The organism is uncultured Empedobacter sp. (assembly GCF_937930195.1).
GTDB lineage: Bacteria > Bacteroidota > Bacteroidia > Flavobacteriales > Weeksellaceae > Empedobacter > Empedobacter stercoris.
Window position 1 is genome coordinate 1 of record NZ_CALGVK010000156.1, and the last position, 11577, is coordinate 11577.

At 33.2% G+C, this 11577-nt stretch carries 7 protein-coding genes; 6 read left to right on the forward strand and 1 reads right to left on the reverse strand.

Annotated features, from left to right (window positions below; translation table 11 throughout):
* Positions 1–635: 635 nt before the first annotated feature.
* A complete protein-coding gene (locus tag Q0616_RS08850) occupies positions 636–902 on the forward strand; it encodes a transposase (RefSeq protein WP_038336637.1) in 267 nt (88 codons plus the stop codon).
* Positions 903–925: 23 nt separating this feature from the next.
* The gene (locus tag Q0616_RS08855) at positions 926–1825 is read left to right on the forward strand and encodes an IS3 family transposase (protein ID WP_298776566.1); all 900 of its coding nucleotides are present in this window, start codon (positions 926–928) and stop codon (positions 1823–1825) included.
* Here Q0616_RS08855 and Q0616_RS08860 read toward each other — a convergent pair.
* Positions 1805–2683 (reverse strand): IS982 family transposase, encoded by an 879-nt coding sequence (locus tag Q0616_RS08860; RefSeq protein ID WP_298776568.1) that lies wholly within the window; start codon positions 2681–2683, stop codon positions 1805–1807. The two genes, Q0616_RS08855 and Q0616_RS08860, sit on opposite strands and share 21 nt — an antisense overlap.
* A 238-nt stretch (positions 2684–2921) precedes the next feature.
* Here Q0616_RS08860 and ruvA point away from each other — a divergent pair, with 238 nt between their 5' ends.
* Genes ruvA through Q0616_RS08880 form a run of 4 tightly spaced genes read left to right on the forward strand, consistent with a single transcriptional unit; the run spans position 2922 to position 11466 of the window.
* Positions 2922–3503 carry a Holliday junction branch migration protein RuvA gene (ruvA, locus tag Q0616_RS08865; RefSeq protein WP_298776571.1) on the forward strand — a complete coding sequence of 194 codons (582 nt, stop codon included), beginning with the start codon at positions 2922–2924 and terminating at the stop codon, positions 3501–3503.
* The gene (gene sprA, locus Q0616_RS08870) at positions 3503–10693 is read left to right on the forward strand and encodes a cell surface protein SprA (RefSeq protein WP_298776574.1); all 7191 of its coding nucleotides are present in this window, start codon (positions 3503–3505) and stop codon (positions 10691–10693) included. Before ruvA ends, sprA begins: the two co-directional genes overlap by 1 nt.
* Before the next feature lie 19 nt (positions 10694–10712).
* Entirely contained in the window at positions 10713–11093 is a 381-nt protein-coding gene (gene gcvH / locus Q0616_RS08875; protein ID WP_038335019.1) for a glycine cleavage system protein GcvH, read from the forward strand.
* Positions 11086–11466 (forward strand): VanZ family protein, encoded by a 381-nt coding sequence (locus Q0616_RS08880; RefSeq protein ID WP_188319276.1) that lies wholly within the window; start codon positions 11086–11088, stop codon positions 11464–11466. The genes gcvH and Q0616_RS08880 overlap by 8 nt, the downstream gene beginning before the upstream one ends.
* The last annotated feature ends 111 nt before the right edge of the window (positions 11467–11577 follow it).

The window sequence follows — 11577 nt, forward strand, 5'->3', positions numbered from 1 at the left end:
TATTCTTCGCGGATTCGAATTAGATATTCCGTTTATCTCGCGAGCCAAAGAAGCGCTTCAGCTAAATAGTATGGACGATCATTGTATGTAATTTTTTTATACCTTAGGCTTAATTCTTTAAATGAGTATTAATTTTATGGTAGAAAAGATTATATGTAATATGGTAATTTGTTTAATAATGCCATTATTAAATTTATTTCGATTGCTATTTTTGTTTGATGCAATATTTTATCAAAAATACATTTATTACGATTTTGATATTAATTCTTTTTCTGAATTCTTCTATTATGTTTATGGAAAAGATTATCTTATAATATAATTTTATATTTCTCTTATTTATTCTGTTTCCTTTTCAATTAATAAAAGATTACTATTTTAAAAAAGATATTTATTTACCCTTTTTTAAGAAGGTAATCATTTTAATGTGTATAATTATTAGCTTTATTCTTTTACTCGGTACATTTAGTAATATATGGGTGCTACCTTGGTGGAAAAATTTAGCTTATGTAGTATACTCATTTATATATTCTTTAATATTTTCGACACTGACTTATTATAGTATTGATAAATACGTCTGTAATCTTCCCTAAAAACCGGAACGTTTAAAAATATAGTTTATTAACTTAGGGATAATTATGAAACAAAGCAATTTTACAGAAGTTCAGATCGTCAAGATCTTATCTGAACAAAATCAAGGCAAAACAGTCAATGAAATTTGTCGTGAACATGGAATAAGCCAACCCACTTTTTATAAATGGAAGAGTAAATATGGCGGAATGGAAGCCCATCAATTAGCTCAATTAAAGGAACTAGAGAAGCAATTGTCCCAATATAAAAAAATTGTAGCAGAGCTTACTTTAGAAAACGTAGTTTTAAAAGATGTTATCGAAAAAAAGCTATAACGCCTTGTGAAAAACGAGAATTGGTGTTGTATTCAAAAGCAAAACATCAACTAAGTTCTCGCAGGGCTTGTCGTCTATTTAGCTTAAGAACATCCGTTTTTTATTATCAAAAAGTACGTAAAGATGAGGATGATAAAATACGTTTTCAATTGATAGCACTATCCAACGAGCATCAAACTTGGGGCTTTTGGATGATGCATTATCGTTTACGAAATTTAGGCTTTACTTGGAACCATAAACGAGTTTATCGAATTTATACTTCGATGAAACTTAACCTACGTAATAAACGTAAAAAAAGACTTCCTGCAAGGATTAAAGAGCCGCTTTTACGTCCGATTTATCCAAATGTAACGTGGAGTATGGATTTCATGCATGATAGTTTAGAAAACGGAAAAAGCGTGAGAAGTTTGAATATTATAGACGATTTTAATCGAGAAATTTTGAGTATTTGTATCGACACAAGCTTACCTTCAGCTAAAGTAATTTCTGAACTAGAAAAACTAATCGAATGGCGAGGGAAACCTGAGAAAATTAGAGTAGATAATGGTCCAGAATTTATTGCTGAAAAACTAAAACTATTTTGTCAAAAAAAAGCCATTGAATTATATTATATTCAACCTGGGAAACCTACGCAAAACTCGTTGATTGAAAGATTTAATAGAACTTTTAGAACAGATTTTTTAAATGCTTATTTATTTGAAAATATCAAAGAAATGAAAAATTATACAGAAATTTGGATGTGGATGTATAACAATGAAAGACCACATAGTTCTTTGCAATATCTTTCTCCTAGAAACTTTTTATTGAAATATGGTAAGGTCAAAAATCCTAATGATTTTCCAACATTTCAAATTAATCAAAATAATAATACAATAATATTAAATAAAAAACCCGTAGTGCATTTAGTTAATATTAATTTTTAAGTTGTTAATATTTCTATTTTGGTTTCTGTTTATTGATTGAATAATAGTAAGCGTTAGTATTTTTGATAGTATCCTTGTTTTAAACCCTAAAAAGCTTTTAGCATAATTACGTCTAATCATGAACTGATCGCATAATTGAGAGAATAACGTTTCTATCCTTTTTCTGTATTTGCGTATTACAAAAGGTTGATCTTTATAGTTTTTTTGATTTGTTCTCATAGGAACTTCCAGCTTAATATTGTGTGATGTAAACAAATCCAATTGCCATTCTGCGGATAAATATCCTTTATCACCTAATAGCGTACAATTTTTAAATTGTTGTTTTATATCTTTCAGATAATGAATATCATGCACTGATGCTGGACTAATATCAAAACTTTGAAAGACACCTTCCGCTGAGCAAACCGCATGAAGTTTATACCCATAATAATGCATTTTCTGTGAAGCACAATAACCTTTATTTGGAATTGCATAATCGGTTTCTCTGCATATTTTGCTACGTGAGCTTCTTGATAATTTGCAAACTTCTAAAGGCATGCTATCCACAATAAAATACTTTTCAGAACCATTAAATTTTTCTGCTAACAGTTTTCGAATCCGTTCCATATGTATAAATAATCTTCTTTTTCGTCTATTATAAACACTGCGTTCTATAAGTGACTTAATATCAGAAGGTAATATTCTAAAAAGTTGATATTCACTATCAATACTCATGTATTCTGAAGTCAGATTTAGGGCAACTATTTCCAAGTCAGATAACCTGGGCTTTCGTATCTGAAATAAAAAATTCTCACTTTCAAGATCTAAACTCTTTAATACTTCTAAAATTTTATCGTAATTTGCTCTAAAGTTGTGCATTGAATTGTTTGTGTAGTAACTACAATTTACTGCTTTTTAGCAGGTTGTACAACTTTTATATACAATCTAATACAAATGCACTACTGGTTAAATAAAAACTCTACTTTTAAGTGTTCTTAACAAGGGGAAGATTACACGTCGAATATAAAAATCAGAAAAAGTAACCCTTTCACCCTTCCAAAATAAATTGTATTTTTGACGTTATCACTCTATATAGTGTAACTAAATAAACGTCAAAATGATAACACAATTAAGAGGTAAATTAATCGAGATTTATCCAACAAATGCTGTAATAGATTGCAATGGTGTAGGATATTGGGTTAATATTTCACTGAATACCTATTCTACTTTAGAACACGAAGAAGCGGTTACAATTTTCACACATTTGATTGTTCGCGAAGATGCGCATATACTTTATGGGTTTGCAACGAAAGAAGAACGAGAAATTTTTCAGAAATTAATTAGTGTTAATGGTGTTGGTCCAGCTTCTGGAATGATGATTATTTCGACTTTATCGTCTAAAGAAATCGTTACAGCAATCGCAACAGAAGATGCCAAATTGCTACAAAGCGTAAAAGGAATCGGAGCCAAAACAGCTCAACGAATTATCATTGATTTGAAAGATAAACTGGATCAAAGTTTAATATTAGATGTTAATTCTACTTCGGTCAAAAATAAATCGAAGAATGAAGCGTTATCTGCTTTAGAAGTTTTAGGAATTCCTAAAAAATCTGCAGAGAAAATCATGGACAAAATCCTACAAGATCAACCAGATGCAGATGTAGAATTCTTAGTAAAAGAAACCTTGAAGAAAATTTAATGAAGATTCATAACGAACCAAAAACTATTCGTAAAGGCTCTACTATAGCAGCATTGTGTTTCCTTTTTGCAATGGGAGCTATGGGCGATGTGATGGCACAGGAAAGTGATACACTCAAGTTTCCTATGCGCGATCAAAAAGGTGGATTGTTTTTAGATAATCAAATAACATACGATGTACAGTATGATGCGATTAAGCGTCAGTATATCTTATATCCTCAAATAGGAACAAGTTTAGTTTCCGAACCAATTTATTTGACACGTCAAGAGTATTTGGCATTGGTTCAGAATCAAGACATGAAAAATTACTTCCGTACTAAATCTCAAACAAATGATCAATATTATCGTGAGCAACGTTTTGGAGATAAAGAAGGGAAAAAGGACAGTAATATTTTACCAAGTTTTAGAATCAAGTCTAAAGCTTTCGAAACTATTTTTGGAGGTTCAGAAATTTCCTTAACACCACAAGGTTACGCTAATTTAGACTTAGGGGTTTTCTTACAAAAGATTGATAACCCGATGCTTTTGCCGCAAAATAGACAAACCCTTACGATGGATCTTAACCAACGTATGCAGTTGAGTATTTTGGGAAAAGTAGGTGAAAACTTACAATTGAAAGTTAATTATGATACGCAAGCTGGATTCGGTTTCGAAAATCAAATGAAACTTCAATGGCGCAAAGCCTTAGGAACTAAGTTGGATCCATTTGCTGGTGAAGATGATATTTTACAAAATATAGAGGTTGGTAATATTTCGATGCCACTTAGTACTTCGTTAATTACAGGTGCTCAATCACTTTTTGGAGTTCGAACAGATCTGAAATTTGGTCGTACAAATGTATCGGCTGTGTTCTCAGAACAACGTTCGGAATCGAAAAATATCGTGGTACAAGGTGGTGGTGTAATGACAGATTTTAAAGTTGCTGCCGAAAAATACGAATACAACAGACACTTCTTCTTAGGTCAATATTTCAGAAATAGTTATGATAGAGCTTTAGCGAATTATCCTGCAGTTAACAGTAATATCAATATCCAGCGAATAGAAGTTTGGAAAGTTGATAAATCTGGAGGTAATCAGCAAACAAGACGTTCGGTTATTGCTTTACGAGATATTGCCGAAAGTAATTCAACTCCAAATAACGATAGCAATACTTTATTTAATTCGATCAATTCGCAAGGTTTTTCAAAGATTAGTGACGCGAGAAGTTATTTGAATGGATTTTCTTACAATGGAGAACAATTTCAAGATGGAGAGAACTTTATCGTCAACGAAAACGTTCGAAAACTTGATGCATCCGAATTTACATTCTATCCAAAATTGGGATACATTTCGTTGAATACACCTTTGATTGATGGTGAAGATTTATTAGCGGTATCTTTTCAGTATACAACAAGTTCTGATCCTGGGAAATTGTATACCGTTGGACAAATGTCTGATCAAACAGACAAACCAATTATTGCGAAATTAATTAAGCCAAATTCAGCTGTAAACGTGGCTTCGCCAATGTGGGATTTGATGATGAAAAATATTTACTCGTTAAATGCTTATGGTGTTTCGAGTGAAGATTTTATGTTAAATGTAAATTTCAAAGATAATGGAGAACAATCTTCAGGAACATTAAATTATCTACCAAATTCTGCCGTTTCAGAACAATCATTGTTACAAGTGTTGAATATGGACCGTTTAAATTCGAACGGACAATTACAACAAAACCCTGATGGAAGTAAAGGAGATGGTTTATTCGATTTTGAGTCTGGGCTTACCATTGACACAGAAAGAGGAAATATTATTTTTACTTCTGTTGAACCTTTTGGTAAATATTTGGATAATAAGTTACAAGGGCAAAATCAAGAATACGTTTTCAATGAGATTTATCGTCAATTACCAAATACACTTTCTGGCGAAAAGTTAGCCAATCGTTATACCTTAGAAGGTCGTTACAAAGGAACAGTTTCTGATGGTATTCCTTTAGGAGCTTTCAATGTGCCGCAAGGTTCTGTAAAAGTAACTTCTGGTGGAGCAACCTTAACAGAAGGTGTTGATTATACAGTCGATTATCAATTAGGACGTGTAAAAATCATCAACGAACAATTGAAAAACTCTGGTGCACCAATTAATGTGGCATTAGAGAATCAATCTACATTTAATTTACAGAAAAAACGTTTCATGGGAATTAATGTCGAACATAATTTTAGCGATAAATTTATGTTGGGAGGTACATTAATCAATTACCAAGAACGTCCTGTTACACAAAAAACACAATTTGGTTCAGAACCTGTTAATAATACTATTTTTGGACTTAATACACAATATAACTCAGAAGCTGAGTGGTTAACGCGTTTAACCAATAAAATTCCTGGAATCAAAACAGATGAAATGTCGAACATTAATGTTCAGGCAGAAGCTGCTTACTTAATGCCAGGTGTCAACAATGTTACAGGAGGATATTCTTACATTGATGATTTTGAAGATGCACAATCTCGTATCAGTTTATTGGATGTTGGTTCATGGAAATTTGGATCTACACCAGGAAAACCTGCGGGATATTCAGCGTCTGGTTACCACCCATTCTTCCCGAATGGAATGAAAAATGACGATTTATCCTTTAATAATGGTCGTCGTATGATGTCATGGTATTCGATAGATCCTCGTTTTTATGGACTTGGAGGTAGTTCACCTTTGTCAGATAAAGAAATGTCATCGCACATGGCACGTCGAGTTAAGTTGAAAGAACTTTTTGATCAACGTGATGTCATGGCAGGAACCAACTCGTATATCAGTACATTGGATATGACATTTTATCCGCAAGAACGTGGTCCATATAACATCAATCCAAATGCAACAGATACCAAAAATTGGGGAGCAATGATGCGACCTATTTCGGTTTCTAACTTCAAGGATTCGAATGTTGAATACATCGAATTTTGGATGATGGACCCATATGCAGATGGAAAAGGGGGAGAAGGAGAATTGTTAGTGCATTTAGGAAATGTTTCGGAAGATGTCTTGAAAGACGGCGAAATGATGTACGAAAATGGATTGCCACATTCAGGCAATGGAGCTGCTACAGTTTCTTCAAAATGGGGATTAACACCTCAATTGAATCCTATTTTATATGCATTCGATACAGAAGGAGCTGCACGTAAACAACAAGATTTAGGATACAATGGATTGACTGATGATGAAGAAGCTCAACGATACGGAATTACAAGTAATAATTTAGTTACAGGGGAATTAGATCCTGCAAATGATAACTATTTATTCTTCTTAGATGATCGTTTTAGAGGAGCTTCTATCGGAAATACAGTCCAAGATCGTTACCGTTATTTTAGAAATCCTCAAGGAAACAATTCAACGGATAATCCTTTACATGCTTCTTCATTAGTGCCAGATACAGAAGATATTAATGGCGACTTTAACTTAGATCAAACGGAGAATTATAATCAGTATACCTTAAAAATTGATCGTCAAAGTTTAGAAGATCCAAACAATAAATTTATTGTTGGAAGAAAAGAAGTTGATGGTGAATTTCCAGATAAATCTTCGCAGAAAGTAAAATGGTACCAAGTTCGTATTCCTGTTGATAACTTCGATTTAGATATTGATGGAGACGGAGTAGAAGAGTTGAACAATGATGCCTCTATTGCACAAGCGGAAAGCGTTTTAACTGCTGCTCGTTTTATGCGTATGGTAATGCGTGGGTTTGAGGAAGAAACAACACTTCGTTTCGGTACTTTTGATTTAGTTCGTTCGGAATGGCGTCGTTACACAAAAAATATTTACCCTTATATTATTAGTAATCAAGAAGGTTACGAAGATGATAAAAATATCGACGATTTAGAAGTTGGTGAAGTAAGTATTGAACGTAACGGAACTGATCGTCCACGATATATGATGCCTCCAGGAGTTTATCGCGAGCAAACGCAAGGAGCGACTGGATATCAATCTCAGAACGAAGCTTCGATGACATTGAAAGCGAAGTTTAAACCAGGTAGTACATCAAAAGCAATTTTTAAGAATACGAATTTAGATTTGAGACGATACAAAAAATTGCAAATGTTTGTATCGGCACAAAACTTATTAGACAGAACGTCGAATGCTGTTGATGATGGAACAAAATTATTTATTCGTGTAGGTAGTGATTATACTGATAACTACTACGAATACGAAATGCCGTTGAAGTACACCCCTCAAAGCGCAACAACAGAAAGTGCAGTTTGGCCAGATGAAAACTTTATTGATCTGAATACAGACTTGTTTACAGATGCAAAAAAACAAAGGGATTTAGATGGCTTCAGTACATTGCAACGTTTTAATTTTGCGTTCGATCAAGAAAATCCAAACAAAACAGTTTACGTAAAAGGACGTCCAACACTTGGTAATGTATCATCGATTATGATTGGGGTACGTAACACTTCTGGCTCTTCAGAAAAAGAAGTATTACTTTGGGTGAACGAACTTCGTTTAAGCGAAATTGATAACAAAGGTGGATATGCAGCAGCAGCCAATGTGCAATTTAATTTAGGAGATTTTGCCAATGTTCAAGTTTCGGGAAGTACAAGTTCTGTAGGATTTGGAGCGATAGATCAAGGTCCTGCGAATCGTAATCAAGACGAATCATTGCAATATGCCTTGAATGCACAAGTAAAATTAGACAAATTCTTGCCGAAGAAATGGGGAATGGAAATTCCGTTCGATTTTACGATTCAAGAAAGTTTTGTCGATCCAAAATACAATCCGTTAGACAACGATATTATTTTTGATGAAGCGCCTAATAAAGCTGAATTAGAAAAAGTTGTTCGAACTTATACGCAATACAAAAGTTTTGCATTTAACAATGTTCGCAAAGTTAGATCAACGAATAACAATAATCCTGTTCGTTTTTATGATCCATCGAACTTCTCTTTGTCGATGATGTATTCGGATAATTATTATCGTGATATCTATACACAATACAACGTTAATCAGCAACTGAGAGCTTCGTTGAATTATACATACGGATTTAGAGGAAAATCATACGAACCATTTAAAAAATGGAGAATGGTTCAACCAAAAGAAGAATCGAGCAAATATTTACAATTTATTCGAGAGTTTAATATCAATCCATTGCCAACACGATTCTCTTTCCGTACCGAAATTGCGCGTACATACAGCGAAAGACAATACCGTGATATTAGTCAATATTTAGGAGGTGGATCTTCAAGTTTGATTCGTCCAACGTACAGTAACAATTTCTTGTTCAATTGGCAATATAATTTAGGGTTTGATTTAACAAAATCATTGCGTTTAGATTTAACATCTTCAACCATGACGTTGAATGATGGAACGACTTTCCAACGTGCAGATCAAGATATGATTTGGCAAAACATGTTTACCATTGGTCGTCCTGTGCAATATGATCAGCAATTTCAGGTGAATTATAAATTACCATTGAAATTCTTCCCGTATTTAAATTGGATGAATGTCGAAACAGGTTTTACGTCAAATTATAACTGGATGGCAACTTCGACAGCTTATCGTAATTTCGAAACAGAAGTGATTAATCCAGATGGATCAACTTCAACTCGACCAGTTAATTTAGGAAAAGGAACGGCACAGAATTCAAATTCAATCAATTTGATTGGAGATTTAGATTTCGCGAAATTCTATCCAGAATTTAAAGGTTACAAACGTTACGATTCTATTTTGAAAGGTCGTCGTCAAGAGATTGATTCATTGAATACAGTTTACACAACATTATTCTCTAAAAAACGTCGAACAAATAAGAAATCAGCGTACAAATTCAAACATAAATTTACAGCCAAAGATTATGGTTGGATGGTTTTATCATCATTAAAACGTGCGAATTTTACGTATAATCAACGCAACGGAGCTGTAATTCCAGGATTATTATACGAGCCAGGTTTCTTTGGTGTTGATGGTAAAAACGGACCAAGTTTAGGTTTTGTATACGGAACACAATTCGATATCAAACGTCAGTTAGTTGAAAGAGGTTTAATTGTAGGAGATGAGTTGATGACAGATGCTTATCAAATTACAAAAGGAACTGATTTTAATGCAACAGCATTAATTGAACCTATTCCAGATTTACGAATAGATTTGAATGCAAAACGCATGAAAGATCGCCGTATTTATCATTCAGGATTTAATCTTGATGTGGCAAATCCTTACATAGACGAATTAACAAATCTTAATATTTCGACAGTTAACATCAAAACAGCTTTTAAAGATGGTGATGCTATTTTTGATCAATTCTTAACGAATACCAAAACTATTTCTGAGCGCTTAGCACAAAAAAGAGGAAGTGGAAACAAAGATGGAATGGGATATTATGAAGGCTTTAACGCAAGAAGTTCTGATGTTCTTTTACCAGCCTTTTTAGCTGCAGTACAAGGAAAAGATGCAGGTTCTTCAAAATTAGGATACAATCGATCTATTCCAGTTCCGAACTGGAGAGTGGCGTATACAGGTTTAAAATCTATTCCAATTGTCAATAAATATTTTGATAATGTCGAAATTTCGAGTGCGTATAATTCAACGTATACAGCAACAGGAGTTCAGTCGAATCCAAACTTTATGTTAGATACAGGTATTATGTCTGGCGGACAAGTGACAGGAAGAGATGAGAACGGAAATTTCTATACGCAGAATTTATATGGAGCTGTAACGATGATCGAATCGTTCTCGCCATTGTTAGGAGTAGATTTAACGTTCCGTAACAGTATGCAGTTGAGAGCGCAATATAACAGAGATCGTTTATTGTCTTTAAGTACAACAAATTATACGTATACAGAAGATTATGGATCGGAATATATTATAGGATTTGGTTATATTTTCAAAGATTTCAAGATGAAGATTCGTTACCAAGGAAGTCAAAAAACGGTAAAAGGAGATTTGAATATTCGAGGAGATTTTTCGTTAAGAGATAATCAAACAACAATCAGAAAAGTAATTTATAACTTTGACGATTTACAGAATCCAGATACACCAACAAGTATTTATGGTGATTCGCAAATAACAGGTGGACAACGAATTATGTCGTTCAAGTTGACGGCAGATTATAATGTGAGCAAGAATTTGAACTTGAGATTCTATTGGGATCAGATGATGAGCAAATATAAAATTTCAACAGCTTTTCCAATTTCTCAAATTCGTGCCGGATTTAGTGCTACCTTTACATTCGGAAATTAAAAACAATAAAACAAACAGTATGAGCATTCCAAACAATTTAAAGTACAGTAAAGATCACGAGTGGATTTCTGTAGAAGGAGACGTAGCAACTATCGGTATTACAGCTTTCGCACAAGGAGAGTTAGGAGATATCGTTTATGTTGATGTAGAAACTGAAGGAGAAACTTTAGGTCAAGAAGAAGTTTTTGGGACAGTAGAAGCAGTAAAAACAGTTTCTGATTTATTTATGCCAATTAGTGGAGAAGTAGTAGAATTCAATACAGAATTAGAAGGAGAACCAGAATTAATTAACACTGATCCTTACGGAAAAGGATGGATCATCAAAGTGAAAATTGAAGATGCTTCTCAATTAGATGCTTTATTAGACGCAGCTGCTTACGGTGAATTAATCGGTGCATAAGACAAAACAAATAATATTCTTTGCTTATGTAGGCTTGGTGTTTTATTTGACCTTGCTTCCACAAGAGAATTTCTCAAAATTAAGTACAATCAAAGAATTAGAAATCTTCTTGGAGATTGATAATTTAGATAAAGTTGTACATTGTGGAATGTTTGGATTGATGACGATATTATTATTTGTCAGCTACAAATTAACAAACCTACGCTTGATGATAATTCCGTTTTTGATTAGTTTCCTTATCGAAATTTTACAAGGCGTTTTAACATCATTACATCGTAGTTTTGATTTTGTCGATTTGATGGCAAATTTATCCGGAATCGCACTTGCTTACATTGCAATAACCTATTATTTACAACATAAAAAAACTCAGTAGCAATACTGAGTTTTTTGTTTATTTTAGATAGATGAAAAAAATTCTATTATTTGTTTTGTTTGTAACCATTTTTTGGAAAGGTTGTGATTTATTTGATGATTTTACTAATAG

Excerpts from the sequence above, each read along its gene's own strand:
- Q0616_RS08850 (WP_038336637.1), top strand. The coding sequence starts at position 636 with ATGAAACAAAGCAATTTTACAGAAGTTCAGATCGTCAAGATCTTATCT.
- Q0616_RS08860 (WP_298776568.1), bottom strand. The coding sequence starts at position 2,683 with ATGCACAACTTTAGAGCAAATTACGATAAAATTTTAGAAGTATTAAAG.
- ruvA (WP_298776571.1), top strand. The coding sequence starts at position 2,922 with ATGATAACACAATTAAGAGGTAAATTAATCGAGATTTATCCAACAAAT.
- sprA (WP_298776574.1), top strand. The coding sequence starts at position 3,503 with ATGAAGATTCATAACGAACCAAAAACTATTCGTAAAGGCTCTACTATA.
- gcvH (WP_038335019.1), top strand. The coding sequence starts at position 10,713 with ATGAGCATTCCAAACAATTTAAAGTACAGTAAAGATCACGAGTGGATT.